Annotated in this window: 21 protein-coding genes; 16 read left to right on the forward strand and 5 right to left on the reverse strand. The window is 43.2% G+C overall.

From position 1 onward, the window contains the following. Nucleotides 1–17 precede the first annotated feature (17 nt). From NSQ49_RS24285 to NSQ49_RS24340, 12 genes are all read left to right on the forward strand, one after another. Entirely contained in the window at nucleotides 18–782 is a 765-nt protein-coding gene (locus NSQ49_RS24285; protein ID WP_341071507.1) for an alpha/beta hydrolase, read from the forward strand. Nucleotides 783–1,282: 500 nt separating this feature from the next. Next, nucleotides 1,283–2,002: a GntR family transcriptional regulator gene (locus NSQ49_RS24290; protein WP_251284883.1), complete on the forward strand. Its 720-nt coding sequence runs from the start codon at nucleotides 1,283–1,285 to the stop codon at nucleotides 2,000–2,002. A gap of 201 nt (nucleotides 2,003–2,203) precedes the next feature. Continuing rightward, nucleotides 2,204–3,289 carry an ABC transporter substrate-binding protein gene (locus tag NSQ49_RS24295; RefSeq protein WP_251284882.1) on the forward strand — a complete coding sequence of 362 codons (1,086 nt, stop codon included), beginning with the start codon at nucleotides 2,204–2,206 and terminating at the stop codon, nucleotides 3,287–3,289. Nucleotides 3,290–3,305: 16 nt separating this feature from the next. Further along, the gene (locus NSQ49_RS24300; protein ID WP_159865701.1) at nucleotides 3,306–4,382 is read left to right on the forward strand and encodes an ABC transporter ATP-binding protein; all 1,077 of its coding nucleotides are present in this window, start codon (nucleotides 3,306–3,308) and stop codon (nucleotides 4,380–4,382) included. Between the two features lie 5 nt (nucleotides 4,383–4,387). Further along, a complete protein-coding gene (locus tag NSQ49_RS24305; protein WP_159865704.1) occupies nucleotides 4,388–5,305 on the forward strand; it encodes an ABC transporter permease in 918 nt (305 codons plus the stop codon). Beyond that, on the forward strand, nucleotides 5,302–6,102 hold the full coding sequence (locus NSQ49_RS24310) for an ABC transporter permease (RefSeq protein ID WP_159865707.1): 801 nt from the start codon (nucleotides 5,302–5,304) through the stop codon (nucleotides 6,100–6,102). Before NSQ49_RS24305 ends, NSQ49_RS24310 begins: the two co-directional genes overlap by 4 nt. A 15-nt stretch (nucleotides 6,103–6,117) precedes the next feature. Next, nucleotides 6,118–6,441, forward strand: a complete 324-nt coding sequence (locus NSQ49_RS24315) for a (2Fe-2S)-binding protein (protein ID WP_251284881.1) — start codon at nucleotides 6,118–6,120, stop codon at nucleotides 6,439–6,441. Beyond that, nucleotides 6,431–7,510 (forward strand): NAD(P)/FAD-dependent oxidoreductase, encoded by a 1,080-nt coding sequence (locus NSQ49_RS24320; protein WP_251284880.1) that lies wholly within the window; start codon nucleotides 6,431–6,433, stop codon nucleotides 7,508–7,510. The genes NSQ49_RS24315 and NSQ49_RS24320 overlap by 11 nt, the downstream gene beginning before the upstream one ends. Nucleotides 7,511–7,530: 20 nt before the next feature. Beyond that, nucleotides 7,531–7,869, forward strand: a complete 339-nt coding sequence (locus NSQ49_RS24325; RefSeq protein WP_251284879.1) for a (2Fe-2S)-binding protein — start codon at nucleotides 7,531–7,533, stop codon at nucleotides 7,867–7,869. Further along, entirely contained in the window at nucleotides 7,870–8,943 is a 1,074-nt protein-coding gene (locus NSQ49_RS24330) for an NAD(P)/FAD-dependent oxidoreductase (RefSeq protein WP_251284878.1), read from the forward strand. 81 nt (nucleotides 8,944–9,024) lie between these two features. Continuing rightward, the gene (locus NSQ49_RS24335) at nucleotides 9,025–9,357 is read left to right on the forward strand and encodes a DUF1904 family protein (protein ID WP_251284877.1); all 333 of its coding nucleotides are present in this window, start codon (nucleotides 9,025–9,027) and stop codon (nucleotides 9,355–9,357) included. A 17-nt stretch (nucleotides 9,358–9,374) separates the two neighbouring features. Further along, nucleotides 9,375–10,502 carry an NAD(P)/FAD-dependent oxidoreductase gene (locus NSQ49_RS24340; RefSeq protein ID WP_251284876.1) on the forward strand — a complete coding sequence of 376 codons (1,128 nt, stop codon included), beginning with the start codon at nucleotides 9,375–9,377 and terminating at the stop codon, nucleotides 10,500–10,502. A 46-nt stretch (nucleotides 10,503–10,548) separates the two neighbouring features. On the opposite strand, the gene NSQ49_RS24345 is transcribed toward NSQ49_RS24340, so the two are convergent. The 5 genes from NSQ49_RS24345 to NSQ49_RS24365 all read right to left on the reverse strand — a co-directional run bounded on the left by NSQ49_RS24345 (nucleotide 10,549) and on the right by NSQ49_RS24365 (nucleotide 12,793). Then, nucleotides 10,549–10,686: a YvrJ family protein gene (locus NSQ49_RS24345; protein WP_019380521.1), complete on the reverse strand. Its 138-nt coding sequence runs from the start codon at nucleotides 10,684–10,686 to the stop codon at nucleotides 10,549–10,551. A gap of 67 nt (nucleotides 10,687–10,753) precedes the next feature. After that, complete coding sequence (locus NSQ49_RS24350) at nucleotides 10,754–10,972, reverse strand: DUF2922 domain-containing protein (RefSeq protein WP_159865745.1); 219 nt, start codon at nucleotides 10,970–10,972, stop codon at nucleotides 10,754–10,756. A gap of 46 nt (nucleotides 10,973–11,018) precedes the next feature. Next, on the reverse strand, nucleotides 11,019–11,237 hold the full coding sequence (locus NSQ49_RS24355; RefSeq protein WP_159865748.1) for a DUF1659 domain-containing protein: 219 nt from the start codon (nucleotides 11,235–11,237) through the stop codon (nucleotides 11,019–11,021). 61 nt (nucleotides 11,238–11,298) lie between these two features. Further along, on the reverse strand, nucleotides 11,299–11,787 hold the full coding sequence (locus tag NSQ49_RS24360) for a sigma-70 family RNA polymerase sigma factor (protein WP_159865751.1): 489 nt from the start codon (nucleotides 11,785–11,787) through the stop codon (nucleotides 11,299–11,301). Nucleotides 11,788–11,980: 193 nt separating this feature from the next. Further along, nucleotides 11,981–12,793, reverse strand: coding sequence for a hypothetical protein (locus NSQ49_RS24365; protein ID WP_251284875.1), 813 nt, complete (start codon nucleotides 12,791–12,793; stop codon nucleotides 11,981–11,983). A gap of 1,074 nt (nucleotides 12,794–13,867) precedes the next feature. On the opposite strand from NSQ49_RS24365, the gene NSQ49_RS24370 reads away from it, so the two are divergent. The 4 genes from NSQ49_RS24370 to NSQ49_RS24385 all read left to right on the forward strand — a co-directional run bounded on the left by NSQ49_RS24370 (nucleotide 13,868) and on the right by NSQ49_RS24385 (nucleotide 15,931). After that, nucleotides 13,868–14,005, forward strand: a complete 138-nt coding sequence (locus tag NSQ49_RS24370) for a hypothetical protein (RefSeq protein WP_251284873.1) — start codon at nucleotides 13,868–13,870, stop codon at nucleotides 14,003–14,005. A gap of 3 nt (nucleotides 14,006–14,008) precedes the next feature. Continuing rightward, nucleotides 14,009–14,404 carry a hypothetical protein gene (locus NSQ49_RS24375; protein WP_159865760.1) on the forward strand — a complete coding sequence of 132 codons (396 nt, stop codon included), beginning with the start codon at nucleotides 14,009–14,011 and terminating at the stop codon, nucleotides 14,402–14,404. Nucleotides 14,405–14,583: 179 nt separating this feature from the next. Further along, nucleotides 14,584–15,051, forward strand: a complete 468-nt coding sequence (locus NSQ49_RS24380) for a flavodoxin (protein ID WP_251284872.1) — start codon at nucleotides 14,584–14,586, stop codon at nucleotides 15,049–15,051. Then, nucleotides 15,044–15,931, forward strand: a complete 888-nt coding sequence (locus NSQ49_RS24385) for a hypothetical protein (RefSeq protein WP_159865766.1) — start codon at nucleotides 15,044–15,046, stop codon at nucleotides 15,929–15,931. Before NSQ49_RS24380 ends, NSQ49_RS24385 begins: the two co-directional genes overlap by 8 nt. Nucleotides 15,932–15,942: the final 11 nt, after the last annotated feature.

The following is a 15,942-nucleotide window of genomic DNA, read 5'->3' on the forward strand; positions in this document are numbered from 1 at the left end:
ATTATGAGGTGCAAGCCATGCTTGAAGTGTTAACTGTGTCCATTTTTAATGGGGTAAGAAAAGTTCGGATTTACCTGCCGGAGGGGTATGGCACCAGCAATAAACGTTATCCGGTCCTATACATGCATGACGGGCAAAATGTCTTTGGCGCAGAGGAAGCAATTGGCGGAGTGTCCCTGGAGCTGCACAAATATCTGGATCAAACTAATTCAGAGTTGATTGTGGCAGCAATCGACCAAAATACACAAGGCGAAGAACGGCTCAATGAATATTGCCCATGGAAAAATGGGGATTTCAGCGAGCAGGTATTAGGGTACAAAAGCAGCTTAGGCGGTAAGGGCAGAGAGTATGCTGACTTTATTGTGAATGAGCTGAAGCCGTTAATAGATGACAAATATAGGACGATGGCTGCCAAAAACTATATGGCGGGCATCTCATTGGGCGGATTGAACTCTGTTTATGCCGGCTGCCAATATCCTGATACCTTTAGAAAAATCGCAGGAGTGTCATCCGCCTTCTACCCGAATCAGGAGGAAATAGAAAAACTGGCAGCTATCACACCTCCATCAGGGAAAATATATCTGGATTGCGGCACTGCAGAGGCAGGGGAAAATAGGAAAATGAGTGAACTATTTTTGGCGTCTAACAACGCGGTTTATGAAAGGCTAAAGAGCAGCGGTTGTGAGGTTGAGTTTCGCATCATTGAGGGGGCGGGGCATAATTATACTGGCTTTAAGGATCGGATTGGTGCTGTGATGGAGTTTTTTTGGGGTAAGGGCTAGGTGGGAAGATGGCGGTGGTATGTGTGGGCAGGTAATATGGGGAATAGTGACCAAAAGAGGCAGAGCGAGAGTGAAATGGTAGTTAATCAGGGGAATTAGTGACCAAAAGGGGCGGAGTGAGAGAGAAATGTAGTTAATCAGGAGGAATAGTGCCCAAAAAGGGCGTAGCGAGAATAAAATGGTAGTTAATTAGGAGGAATAGCGACCAAAAAGGGCGTAGCGAGAATAAAATGGTAGTTAATTAGGAGGAATAGCGACCAAAAAAACATCAGCGTCAATGAAGTAATCAAAAGGAATAAAAAGCACCCCCGAGCCAGCCATACTTAAAAGAGTTAAACAGCTGCAGCAGCGCAGAAACTAGGAAACTAATAAATAGAGATCCCAATTGGGTTGCTTTAAATATTTAATTTTCAAAAAATATTGACAACTACCCAAAAAACAGATAAATTATAAAATAATATAAAGTTATAACATTATATTCTTTCAAGGGAGATACATAAATGCAGATTGATAAGAGTTCACATATACCCCTATATAGACAAGTAGAGCAGATTCTTGAAGAAAAAATCATTTCCGGCCAATGGGAGGTAGGGAGCCAGCTGCCGACTGAGCAGGAGCTATCCGGTCGATTCGATGTCAGCACCATAACGGTTAAAAGGGCTGTAATTGAACTTGTGAATAAAGGCTATCTCTTCAGACAGCGAGGAAAAGGAACATTTGTATCCGGGGCTGCCAAAGAGCAGGATCTTAATTCAATCTTATCGCTTTCCACCGGTTCGGAACAGGAACACCCTCATGATCTACTAAACTTTCAATATGAGAAAGCAGGTTCTGAAATCGCCCAGAAGTTAAGGGTTGATCCAGAGGATGGGGTGATCAGAATTGAGAGATTAAAAGTGGAAAATAATGACCCTCTCGCATTGGAATATACTTATCTTCCAGCGGAAAAGTGTCAGGGGCTTACACCTGAAATGATCAATAACGACTTAATTTTTAACATTTTAAAAAGCAGATTTCATATAGCGCTAAACAGGGCTAAGGTATTTATCCGGCCCTATATTCTTCCTGATCACCAGGCTAAGCTGCTTCAGGTGGAACCGGGAACCCCTGTATTTGAGTGGGAGCGTACGACTTACACAAAGCAAGAAGATATTATTGAGTTTTCTAAGTTCTATATCCGCAGTGATAAAGCGGTTTACTATACAGAAGTTCAATTGTAAAAAAATTGGTGAAATCCTATTGGAGCATTTATAAATTTAAAAGATATAAAGTTATAATATTATATCTTTATATTTTATATAAAAATCAATCTCTTTCAATAGATTGATCTAAAGCAAAAAGGAGGTATCTTTTTAGCATTTCTTCATCTTAGAACAGCTCCTTAAGTTCACAAAAGCAAAACAAAACGAGGGGGAAATGAGTTGAAAAAGAAAGCTTTTTTAATGGTATTGCTTTGTTTATTGCTTGTAACGGCAGCAGGATGCAGCGGCCAAACAGGAAGTTCTGCAGATGAAGGGTCAGGAAAAAGTGATGGAAAGACTCTAGTTTTAGCGGCATATGGAGGAAGCTATGAGCAAAAGATGAAGGAGGACTTGATTCCAAAGTTCGAAAAAGAGCATGGCGTAAAGGTGAAATATATTACGGGAAGCTCTGTTGATACCCTATCCAAGCTTCAGGCCCAAAAGGATAATCCGCAAATCGATGTTGCTTTCCTTGATGATGGTCCTCAGGCTCAGGCAAAGGCATTTGGATTGCTGGCGCCATTGGATGAAAGTATTGTTACAAATCTGGCGAATGTCTATGATATTGCCAAAGACAAGGATAATGTGGGCGTTGGTTTCGGGATCATTTCAACGGGCTTGGCTTATAACAAGGATGTCTTCGAACAGAATGGCTGGGAACCACCGGCATCCTGGAATGACTTGGCCGATCCAAAGTTTAAAGGAAAACTCGTTCTGCCTTCCATTGCCAATACGTATGGAGTTCATTTTCTGCTCATGACTGCGATTGCCAATGGAGGAGATGCAGAAAACATTGAACCGGGCTTTGAAAAAATGAAGGAAATTGCCAAAAACGCAATCACTTTTGATAAAACAGCAGACGTATCCAACTACTTCCTGCAAGAGCAGACCGTTGCCAGTGCATGGGGAAGCAGCCGGGTATTTACACTGCAGGATAGCGGATTCCCGATTGAGTATGTCATTCCTGAAGAAGGGGCTCCAGCTTTGATGGCAACTGTCAGTGTGGTGAAAGATGCTCCAAATGAAGATCTTGCACAGAAATTTGTCAATTTTGTCCTGGATGAAGACGCACAGCTTCTATTTGCCAACTCCTTATTTGATGGACCGGTAAATAAGAATGTGAAGCTTGAAGGTGACATCGTCAATAAAGTGGCCTATGGGGAAGAAGAGATTGCCAAATTGATCAAAGTCGACTGGGAAACTGTCAATGCAAAACGGGCAGAGTGGACAGAACGGGCTAATAAAGAAATTGAAGTAGCCCATTAAAAGAGAGGGGAAGCGAATGAGTTACTTAAGCCTGGAAAACGTGGTCAAGACATTTAATAAAACAGAAGTGGTTAAAAAACTCAGCCTTGACATCCAAAAAGGGGAACTCGTCTCCTTTTTGGGGCCTTCGGGCTGCGGAAAAACGACGACACTTAATATGATTGCCGGATTTCTGGAAGTGGATGGCGGGAAGATTGAGGTGGATGGGAAGCCCGTTCACCTGCTTCCTCCCAATAAAAGAGAAATGGGCATGGTGTTCCAAAATTATGCTTTGTTTCCGCATATGACGGTTTTTGATAATGTTGCCTACGGACTTAAGCTTCGAAAGGTGCCAAAAAATGAAATCAGCAAAAGGGTGCTTGAAGCATTGGAAATGGTACGTCTGGCTGGCTATGAAAAACGCTATCCAAAGGAACTTTCCGGAGGACAGCAGCAGCGTGTCTCCCTGGCGAGGGCCCTGGTCATTAAACCAAAGGTGCTTCTTCTTGATGAACCACTGAGCAATCTGGATGCCAAGCTGCGCCAGGAAATGCGTGAAGAGATCGTTGATATACAAAAGCAGGTAGGGATTACCACCATTTTTGTCACACATGACCAGGAAGAAGCATTGGCAATTTCGGACCGGATCGCAGTCATGTATGAGGGACGGATTGAACAGGTTGATGATCCGGCTTCCATATATAATCATCCAAAGACTGACTTCGTGTCCCAGTTTATAGGGGAAGTGAACCACATACAGGGAAAAGTCCTGGAAACCTATGAAAATAAGAAATGCAAAATGCACTTCTTTGGGAATGAACAGATCGTTTCAGTTCCATCTGTGAAGAATTCCGAGGTTCATTTTTTCATCCGGCCGGAAAAAGTCCAAATTGCCTTAGCCGGATCACCTGAAAGAAATGAGGCTTTTCAGACCAAGGTGGAAAGGAAAATGTTTCTTGGAGCAAAGACCAGATACATCCTGAAGGTGCATGATCGGCATCTGATTGCGGATATTTCCAATACTGTTCTGAATCCCACCGAAATTAAAGAAGGAAACAGTGTCTATACTTATTGGAACCCTGAAGACCTGCTCCCTTCGAGAATGGCGAGGTGACTCATATGCAAGCCGGAATCGGAACGGAACATGACATATTGCTTCAGCAAAAGAAAAAGAATTTGAATAAAAAACGGCTTGATACTTGGCTGCTTTTACTGCCGACGCTGGGTATCTTCCTTTTCTTCTTTTTGCTGCCATTGTTCTTCTTATTTATGACAAGCTTTAAAAATTTTGATGCAAGCACTGGAGTGGGAAATGAATGGACGCTCCAAAACTATATCAAGTTCATGTCAGATCCTTTTTATCTTGGAGTGGTCTGGCGCACAGTAAAAATCGCTCTATTAACCACTTTGATTACGATTCTTATATCTTACCCGGTAGCTTTTCAGATTTCCAGATCAAAAGGAAGAACCAGGAATTATTTAACCCTTCTGGTGCTTTCCCCGCTGCTGATCAGCATGGTTATCCGCTGCTATGGCTGGGTGATTCTTTTATCCAACAATGGTGTAGTTAACAATGCGCTCTTAAAAATGGGCTGGATAGATCAGCCTTTAACCCTCTTATACACTGAATTGAGTGTGGTCATCGGGATGGTGCATGTTCTTTTCCCTTACATGGTGCTGAGCATCATGGGCTCACTCGAAAAAATAGACCCTTCTGTCATCAGAGCCTCGCAGAATCTTGGGGCCAGCTCCTTCAGAACTTTTTTTTCCATTTTGCTTCCGTTAACCTTGCCAGGTATTTTCGCCGGATCGGTTATGGTGTTCAGCTTAAGCGTCAGCTCATTTGTTACCCCGGCCATTCTTGGCGGACCGCAGGTGAAGGTTATGTCCTATCTGACGTATGAACAGGTAGCTGTCATGCTGAACTGGCCGTATGGAGGCGCAATAGGCTTCCTGTTAATCCTGATTGCCACCATAACCATCATCGCCTACAGCAAAATCCTTGCCAAGTCTGAGAAAGGAGTGGCCATACAATGAGCAGGAAGCTGCCCAAGTATTTCTTTAACTTTGTTTGTTTACTCGTTTATATTTTCCTGCTGGCGCCAATCGTCGTTGTATTGCTTTCTTCCTTAACAACTACCGAATACATTGTTTTTCCGCCAAAAGGCCTGACTCTCAGATGGTACACAGAGTTAATTGAGCATCCGGAATTTATGCAGTCCTTTACACTGAGCATTATTGTGGCGTTCGGAACCGCCATTATTGCTACTGCCATTGGCACATTGGCTTCGCTTGCAGTCGTGCGCCGTCAATTTAAGGGGAAGGGTGCAATTGTTCAATTAGTCGGTTCGCCTCTTTTGATTCCATCTGTTGTGTTTGGTGTAGCACTATTGCAGTTTTACTCATGGATTGGCTTAGCTGCGAGCCCGCTTGCGTTAATTTTAGGCCATATCATTTTAACGGTTCCATTTGTAATGCGCCTGGTGGTTGCAAGCCTTGTCGGGTTCGACCGTTCTATCGAACAAGCGGCCCTGAACCTTGGAGCATCACAGATGAAGGTTTTCTTTCAAATCACTCTGCCGATCATTAAATCAGGTGTGATAGCCGGCGCCATTTTTGCCTTTATTACTTCATTTGATGATTTAACTGTGGCCTTATTTATTGTCAGCACAGACGTTGTGACACTGCCTGTACGTATCTACACCTACATGCAATATCAATATGATCCCATTATTACATCCGTATCAAGCATCATGATTCTCTTCACAATTGTATTAATGCTCGTTATTGAAAGAGTGCTTGGTGTAGGAAAAGTGTTTTCCTCGAAAAATTAGATAGGAGAGGTTTGTATGCATATTGAAAATCATCCCGTTCTTGGCAGGCAGCTTCACAGGCCTGTAACCATTTACTTCGATGATCAGCCCTATCAGGCTTACACGCAGCAATCAGTTGCTGCCGCCTTAATGGCAAATGGAATTAAGAAGTTGGGTGTCAGCCGAAAATTGGTCCAATCAAGAGGATTATTCTGCTCGCGCGGGAGATGCTGCAGCTGCTATATGACCATTGACGGTGAGGATCATGTTCGGAGCTGCATGACAGAGGTTGAAGATGGCATGCGAATATACCCGAACATGGATGACCCTGAGGTAAGGAGGGAGATTGATGGAGACTGATGTACTGATCATCGGAGGCGGTCCTGCAGGACTATCAGCTGCCATTGAGACGGCATCTAGGGGACTGGATGTAACCATTGTTGACGAAGCTTCCAAGCTTGGGGGGCAGCTTAACCAGCAGACTCAAGCGCTACGTTCGCTTCCTTCTGTATATGAACCGATGCGTGGGTTTGAATTGGCAAATAAACTAATCGGGCAGATAAAGGATTTGAATGTAAGGCCGCTCCTGAATCACCGAGTGGTTGGATTTTACGAGGATGGAAGCGCCGGAATTACCGATGAAGAAAATGTTTTCCCTATTAAAGCAAAAAAGGTGATTGTGGCTACCGGAGCAGCTGAGAAGGCAGTACCTTTTCCAAAATGGACATTGCCTGGAATCATGACAATCGGTGCTGCACAGACATTGATCAATCGTGATTTTGTGAAGCCTGGGAGAGAAGCTGTGATTGTGGGCTCCAGTGACTTTGCCATGGAAACAGCGTTGCAGCTGATGGATGTGGGCATTCAGTTAAAAGGAATTATAGAAAAACGATCCACCGCTGTAGCCAAAGAGCAGGAAAAAGTGAGCGAACTATCACGTAAGGGGGTTCCTTTCTATTTTAATAGTTTTATAAGGGAAGCAAGAGGTAATGGGCAGGTGGAACAGGTTGATATCGAGCTGGATGGTGAAATCATCACCCTGGATGTGGATCTCGTTTGCCTGGATGGAGGCAGGGCACCCATATTGGATGTTTTTTACCAGCTGGGCTGCTCCTTTGGGTTTCAAGAGATACTTGGCGGCTGGGTTCCGCAATATAGTCATACATTTCAAACTGACAGGAAAGAGGTATTCATAGCTGGGAATGCGGCTGGCATAACGACTCACGGTCCGCTTCTCCTGACAGGGATGATTGCCGGCATCAGTGTAAGTGAAGAACTGCAGGCAATCAGCGCTCCAGAGGCAAAAGAGATAAGAGAGACTCTTTGGAAAGAACTCGGAATACTGGAGTACAAAGAAGTATACAGCGAAAGAGTCAAGCATCTCGAGAACTTTACAAGCCCAATACTGAAGGATGTATTTGTCTCCTAGACAGGAAAAGAGAGAAGAAGGTGAATAAGTTGGATAAAACGACGATCATCTGCAGGTGTGAAGAAATCAGCTGTGAGGAAGTGGAAGAGGTTATCAGCAATGGAGGAAGGACATTTGATGATGTTAAGAGGATTACCCGCTGTGGAATGGGACCTTGCCAGGCTAAAATCTGCACCAGCATGGTGGCAGAAATTATTCAGCAGCAGACTGGGCTGTCACCTTCAGAGATTCCGCTGCCGAGAATGAGGATGCCGCTATCCCCTATTAAACTTGAAACACTGGCAACGAACAGTACATCCTTTAATGCTGTCAAGTCTGTCCTTGATGAGGTGGAATTGGAAGAAGGGAAGGTGAAGTAATTGGAAACAGATTATGAAACAATTGTGATCGGCGGAGGAGTAGTGGGCAGCGGTATTGCTTACCATCTTTCTGAGCGATACAAAGAAGGCGTGCTTGTGCTGGATAAAAAATATCCCATGTCAGGTACCTCAGGATCCACCCAGGCATGGGTATGGGTACATAATAAAACGCCTTCCTGGTATGCGGAATTTAATATGTACAGTGCCGAACTCTATCCATATCTGTCTAAAAAGATCGGGGACGTCGAATACAAGCGGACAGGGGGGCTTTCACCTTTTTTCCATGAAAGTGACCGTGAAAAGGCACAAAAGCTCGCAGAATCTTACCGGAAAATCGGCATCAAAATCAAGGTGTTATCCAGAGAAGAAGTTCTCGAAAAAGAGCCCTATATGAATCCGGAAGTTGCGGGGGCAACCTACAGCTCCATTGATGGCAATGTCAATCCATTCCGCCTGATTGATATGTATATGAGGGCAGCTAAAAGAAATGGCGTACGGTATTCTGCTTACAATAAAGTAACAGAGATTAAAAAGCATAATGGAAAATACTTGGTTGTGTCAGATAAGGGTGCTTTTGAATGTAAAAACCTTATCCTCGCTGGGGGAACCTGGTCGAGAGAAATCGGAGAAATGCTTGGAATTAAGATTCCCGTTAATCAATTGAGAGGGCAGATTCTGGTGTCAGAACCATTAAAGCCTTTCTTAAATTTTACAATCAGCGGGTTAAGGCAGGCAAATAATGGTGAAGTACTGATGGGCTATTCAATGGAGGAAGCAGGGTTTAATCGGGCAACAACGCTTGATGTCATTCAGGAAACAGCCAATATGGCAGTCCAATATGTACCTGGCTTAAGAAAGGCTAAAATTGTCCGCGCCTTTTCCGGAATCCGGGCCATGCCGGAGGATGGTTTTCCCATTCTTGGTGAGGTACCGGGGTTTGAAAACCTTTATGTGGCAGCCACCCATAGCGGAGTGACACTTTCTCCTTTAATTGGCACCTTAATAACAGAATTGATCATGGATGGGGAAACTTCGATTCCGATCGACAGGTATTCTTTAAGCAGGTTTGGTTAAATGAATCATATTTAGTTATAATATTATAACTTTTCTTGGTTGCCAGGAAAAATATTATGTAAACAGGATAGGAGAAATAGGATGCCACATTTGTTTATTAGGGGTATTACAGTCAACCAGACAAAGGAAATCAGCACGCAGCTGGTGAAAGACCTGGCTCTGCTCTGTGATAGCGGTGAAGATAACTTTACATTGGAAGTTTTGAATTCAACTTTTGTGTTTGATCAAAAAGAAGTTCCAGCTTATCCGTTTATAGAAGTAAAGTGGTTTGACAGAGGTAAAGAAGTTCAAAGCCAATTTGCCGGGATAGTTTCGAGTCATGTTCATTCGCTTGGAGTTCCGGAGGTTGAGGTGGCATTTACTGCATATAATGAGGCTGATTATTATTTGAATGGGAAGAGTTTTGCGGATTAAAAGGGGGGAGTCCAACCATGAAAATAGCAGTTATAGGCTCCGGAATCGTCGGTGCAAGTGCAGCCTATCACCTCGCAAAGGAAGGGGCAGAGGTAGTCATTGTTGATAAGGAACATCAGGGACAGGCAACTGCAGCAGGCGCAGGAATCATTTGCCCGTGGATTTCCAGAGTAGATCATAAAGACTGGTACGCCATTGCAAAACGAGGAGCGCTTTACTATCCATCTTTAATAGAAAATCTTAAACAGGATGGTGAAGGGGATTTTGGATATAGAATGGTAGGAGCTCTGTCAGTCAGCAGCAATTCTGATGAGCTGAATGCGATCGAGGAAAGTGTCCGTCAAAAAAAAGCTGAAACCCCTGAGGTTGGGGAGATTACGAGATTAACAGCAGCGGAAGCCAGGGAACTTTATCCGCCGCTCCGTGAGGATCTGGAGGCTGTCCATGTTACGGGTGTAGCCAGATTGGATGGCAGGCTGTTAAGAGACGCTATGCTAAATGGCGCAAAAAGACATGGTGCTGTCATTCTTAATGGTGAAGGTGACCTTGTATCCCAAAATAATAAGGTTACAGGAGTAGAAGTGGACGGGAATGTCATTGCTGCCGATGCTGTTATCGTTACAGCAGGTGCTTGGGCTAAGGACCTGCTTGCACCGCTCGGCATTGATCTTAAAATCGAGCCCCAGCGCGGGCAAATTGCCCATTTGGAAGTGAATGGTGAGGACACTTCCAATTGGCCGGTTGTTCTTCCGGAGAGCACTCATTACTTAGTTGCTTTCGACCATTCTAAAGTGGTGGTTGGAGCTACCAGGGAAACGGGATCCGGGTTTGATTATAGACTAACGGCGGCAGGTGTGAAAGAAGTGCTGGATGAAGCATTATTGGTTGCACCAGGATTAGCTGAAGGCACGCTAAAAGAAGTAAGAATTGGCTTCCGTCCGGCTGGACCTGATATTTTGCCGCTGCTTGGTACGGTTCCTGCTGCAGAGGGACTGGTTATCGCAACCGGATTAGGGGCATCGGGGCTTACAATGGGCCCATACGTGGGCAACCTGGCTGCAGATCTTGCTTTGAAAAGGGAATTGGAACTGGATCTGTCACCTTATGATCCATTAAGAAAAGGCCTGGAAGCAGGCATAAAGTGATTTATATAAAGCTGCCATACTGTTTAATGGCAGCTTATTGGTTTTCTTATTCCTTAAGGCGATCCGGCAATCCTTGAATGGACGACACAACAACATCGAGTTTGGCTTCAATTCGGTTCAGCAGAAAAAGGGTGACGACAATTGGAAAGCCGAGCTCGCTGATCAAAGTGACCATCTGTTCCATGGCAGCTGCTCCTTTCTGGCGTGTATTGTAAAAATGACCGGGTTCCAAGGAATCCGGCCACTCATGATTAAACTAATTCGTAATCAGTTACATTTCGCTCTACTAACCTGGCACTTTCCGCTAAAACCAAATCACCGCCGTTGCCATCAAAGGCATTGGCAGCAATGATTTGCTCCATGGCAGCTTTTACCGCAGCAGGATCAATTGGTTCAATCGGGTTATCAACGGATAGTTTTGTTGTCTTGCCCAGTTCAGTGACGAAAGTCATTTCTAATGATTTAGCCATTTACTATTCCCTCCTTATGTTTTCCGGTTTTTTTAATAGATTGTGATTAACCTAAGATATTGTAGCTGTCATTTCTATTAATCTCAGTCAATGGGTATTTGCTTAGGCCTGCGATCGCTTGTCCAACTGTAAAAAGCTGGTCTGCTGTGGCAGAATGCTTGATGTTGCTGTAGGTTTTTGACTTAAGAACCGGCTTGCCCTGCCCGTTAAGGCCTGTTTCATATACCATTCGAAGTTTGGAATCAGTCTTATTTGCTTGTGCCATGTTTATCACCTCCTTTCACCCTTTATATATAGTTTTGAGGGCGAAAAAGACAGGGTGAATTTTAATTATTTTTCAATATGTTTTTCAGCTTTTCACGGGCACCCTGCCGCCAGTTTTTGACTGCAGACAAGGAGACTCGTTCTTTTTCTGCAATTTCCCTGACAGACAGCTGATCACATAAAGTATATTGGAGCCATTTCAATTGATTTTCAGATAACATGCTGCATTTTTTATAAAGCTCTTGTGTTATCTCTAAGCTGGGGCTTGAAGAGGTGTCTTCGATGAATTCCCAGAAGGCTGCTTCCGGATAGACATATCGATCCATCTGCTTAGTTTGTTTGGTTAATTCAATCATCATATGTCCTTTTATCATACTGTAAGCATATGATAGGAAGTTCCCTTTTTCTTCGTTATGATTTTTCCACGCCTGCCATAGTGCAATTAAACCAAGCTGATGGAATTCCTCATAGTTTTTATAGATGTTCAGCCTATGGATGATGTCATAAATCATAGGTTCATATTTTGCTGCAAGCTGTTCAAAACTCTCCATGAAAGTTCCTTTCAGGAAAGCGCGCTCTCTGTGAATTCCCGGGTAGCTCAACAATAGCCTGACCGCAAATTTTTTGCGAATTGAGTAAATGCAGGAAAACGGCCAGTTAACCCCCTTAATTCCGGAGTTAAGGGGTCTAATTCAGAAGTTAGGGGGTGTAACTCCCAAATTAGGGGCATTTAGCATGTTTTTTTTATTTTTTGTAAAAAAAGTTTAGCGAGACGTCATTTTCCTCAGCCGAAAACCCCATTTCATGCAATTCCTGAAAGTATTTTTCTTCAAATTTCTTATTCAGGATTCCATAGAAATATGCGATGGGCTTAGCAATGACGCGGGTTTTCATTTTCCGGATCAGCTGCTTAAAGGAAAGGATGGCTGTTTCTAGAATAGTGTTCAAGTTTTGTTCACAATTGTTTTTATATGCTGCAAGAGATGCCATTCTCCAAAACTCCTCAATCTGATTGGCTTCTGAAAAAAAGTACTTTACAGTGCTGATAAATGATTGTGGCACACGGTCACTTGTAAAAGAGTAATCGAGGACGTTTTCGCTACGTTTAGTAATCTTTTGATTTTTATTAGTTTTAGAAAGATTGATAGTTTTATTAGGGTGGTCCAATATTTCCTGCTTAGGTGGTTCACTCTTGGGAAAACGATTGAAAACATACAGGTTGCTGGATTGGGAACCGTTTTTTCTCTCTGTTTCATGAACCGTAAAAATACCGATTTTTGCTGCCTTGGCAATCATTCTTTTAAAAGTAGAGCGGGAAATGCCATTTCCGTTATATTCTTCGTGAATTGCTTTCAAAACAGTGCCAATCTTGGCGTTGGATACCCCCGGAATTTTTGCAGCAAAACGAACCAGCCTCTTTAATCCGGCAAGTTCGCCCTTAGAAAACGAGTCCTTATGAGCCGCTAGCCACATTTCTAAATGGGTATTAAACTCCTGGAGATTCTTAAACTGAGAAAACTGCTTGAACTGATCTAGATTGCCTGATTTCAAATTCATGAAAATGCACCACCCTTTCTCCTTCTATATATTGAGCAAGGGAGGATTTGGTCATGGTAGTTATGGGGAGGGTGTGACGGATTTGTGAACTGGGGGTTTGGGCGGAAGAGGTGGGATTAGATGGAGTTTGGTTTACATAATACTATTATGGTAGAGGAGATACATCTCCCCATCCAGGTAGGTGGTTCAGGCTGCCCTATGAAAGTGAAAACTAAGGAGTTCATGGTCCCTAAAAGTTAAGAGCGGTGGAAAACTGTGCCAATAGAGGGATTATGACGACCTAAAAGAGGAGGCCTAGGTAAAACGGTCGCCATAGAAGGTTCATGACGCCGAAAAAGAGAAGGCACCATTAAAAATGGTCGCCATAGAAGGTTCGTGACGCCGAAAAAGAGAAGGCACCATTAAAAATGGTCGCCATAGAAGGTTCATGACGCCGAAAAAGAGAAGGCACCATTAAAAATGGTCGCCATAGAAAGCTCATGACGCCGAAAAAGAGGAGGCACCATTAAAAACGGTCGCCATAGAAGGTTCATGACGCCGAAAAAGAGAAGGCACCATTAAAAACGGTCGCCATAGAAGATTCATGACGCCGAAAAAGAGAAGGCACCATTAAAAACGGTCGCCATAGAAAGCTCAAGACGCCGAAAAAGAGAAGGGACCATTAAAAATGGTCGCCATAGAAGGTTCATGACGCCGAAAAGGAGGAGGCCGGAAAAAAAATGGTCGCCATAGAGAGTTCGTGACGCCAAAAAAGAGAAGGGATCAATAAAAACGGTCGCCATAGAAGGGCTATGACGCCGAAAAGGAGAAGGCACCATTAAAAACGGTCGCCATAGAAGGGCTATGACGCCGAAAAAAAGGAGGTACCAGTAAAAACGGTCGCTATAAGACTTCCATTGAAAATAGGAGCCGAGGAAAAGCAGCTGTTTCCATGCCTGAAACTTGGCGCGAATAATAACATCCACATTTACTTGACATTGATAATCATTTTCATCTAAAATAGGGTTTATCAATGATAATCATTATCAATAAAGTCGAAAATTACATAGGAAATCCACTATAAAGGAGGGAGCTATGTCAATTGAGCAATGTATTTGCGGCTGGTGTGGGTATCTAACGGATATGGAAGCTGATGAATGTAATGTAGACAGCTGCCCTTGCTGCGGTTTGGATCTTATCGGAGCAGCTGAATTTGATGTATGGGAGAGTTGAATTATGAGTGAACTGTATATTGCAATCGAGCAATTTGAACATCAAGTTGATTGCTTTTGTCCCGATGCTGATCATGTGAATATACTCCATTTTAAAAAGGGAGATTTAATGGAGGTTACGCCTGACCGGAAATATACCTTTATGGGCTGGTATGCGCTTGTGGTAATCAATGGACAGCAGGCGTTTTACATGGCGCTGGAGGATATAGAGAGATATTTTTTGGAGGAACGGATATCATCACAGCTAGATATAGACCTGAAAATTAATTACCTGCATTATAAAATTGATCAGGATCTGGAAGCGGGGGACAAAGTCTCTTTTGCTGAGAATAGCCGAAAGCTTAGAGAAACCTGCAGCCTGAAAGAGGAATTAGACTATTACATAGCCAAGGCAATTTAAACTGAATAATCACGATAGGGCTAGCGTAAGCGCGTTAGCTTTATTTGGCTTGTTCACGGTTTATCCTTCAACTGGGCAAATTGTCTCAAAAGTAATTTAATAATTGACAATGATAATCATTTTCAATTATCATCAGTGTAACAATAATTGAAAATCGTTATCAATTAGGAGTCGATGATATGAAAGTGTTTATTGGGTATCTAAGTATGTCAGGAAATACCGAAGATATGGCTTCCATTCTGAAAAATGTTCTTGAATTTAAAGGGTGTGATATAGATATGGGATGCCTGGATGAGACAGCGGTAGACAATATCCTGGCTTATGACTGTATTTTTATTGGAGCTTATACATGGGGGGATGGTGATCTTCCTTATGAAGCTGAGGATTTTTTTGAGGACTTGGATGTTCATGATTTAAGTGGCATACAGGCTGCATGTTTTGGTTCTGGCGATCATGCTTATCCAAAATTTTGTGCAGCGGTGGATGAGCTTGCTGACAAATTGAGTGAAAGAGGAGCCAATGTATTTCAGCAGAGGTTAAAGATAGAACTTAACCCTGAAACAGAGGAGCAAATTCTGGAGTGTCAGCAATTTGCCGAATCAGCCTATGAATGGGCAGTCAGAAATAAGGAGATGGAACATGTTTGATAAGGGTTCTACGGCAGTGCTGTCAACTCCGGATCTGCCATTCATTGTTGCAGTTAAGCAGTCTGGCATTTATTCCTTTGAGGATGGAGACTGGTTCCTGGAGTACGGGCTGTCACAAAATATATATAAGCTTGTGAAGCTGGGCCATTTTATCTTCGGAATCGGAGACCATGGCACCATTATCCGATATGATCTGCATCTTAAAAAATGGAATCAAACCTCATTCCCGACTGCCCAGCGGCTGTGGGATATTACTGGAAACCGTCAGGGATTAATCGTGACACATGGCGGCAGCTGCCTATACATATCAACGAATTTCGGGTCAGATTGGTCTGTTATTAAACCGTTTCAAGATTTACAGCAAAGGCCCCTGATTCGGTCGCTGCTCTATCATCAGGGAAGCATCTATATTGGCACGCAAATCAATGAACAGTATGGAGGTTTATGGAGATATCATGTTGAAAGCGGGGAGTTAAAGCATATAAAAAAAGAAAAGCATTCGATGGTTTCCTCCATTTATCGGGACGAAAATGATCTTCTCTTCATTGCTAAAGGAAACGCCCGCTCTGGTGTGGGAACGATTGAAGTGCTGAATCCTTTTTCAAATTGCTGGGATATATGCCAGCAGCCTATTGCAGAGAGAGCATTCCTGGATATCTTTGAAGCAAATGAAAAGATCTATGCGACAACAAGCCAGGATGAAAATGGCTTTTCAAGAATCTACGAAATTGATAAAAACAGCTTGTCCCTGATTCCGATTGAAACCGTAACTGGCCATGGATTCAGAGGTGCAGGCTTTGAAGACCAGCTTTTTATTTGTTCACATAGAGAAAGTAAGTGGATCACTCACAGATTTAACACATCAGCATTCATTCATTGATAGGAGTGGAG

The organism is Cytobacillus sp. FSL R5-0377 (genome assembly GCF_038004385.1).
Lineage (GTDB): Bacteria > Bacillota > Bacilli > Bacillales > Cytobacillaceae > Cytobacillus.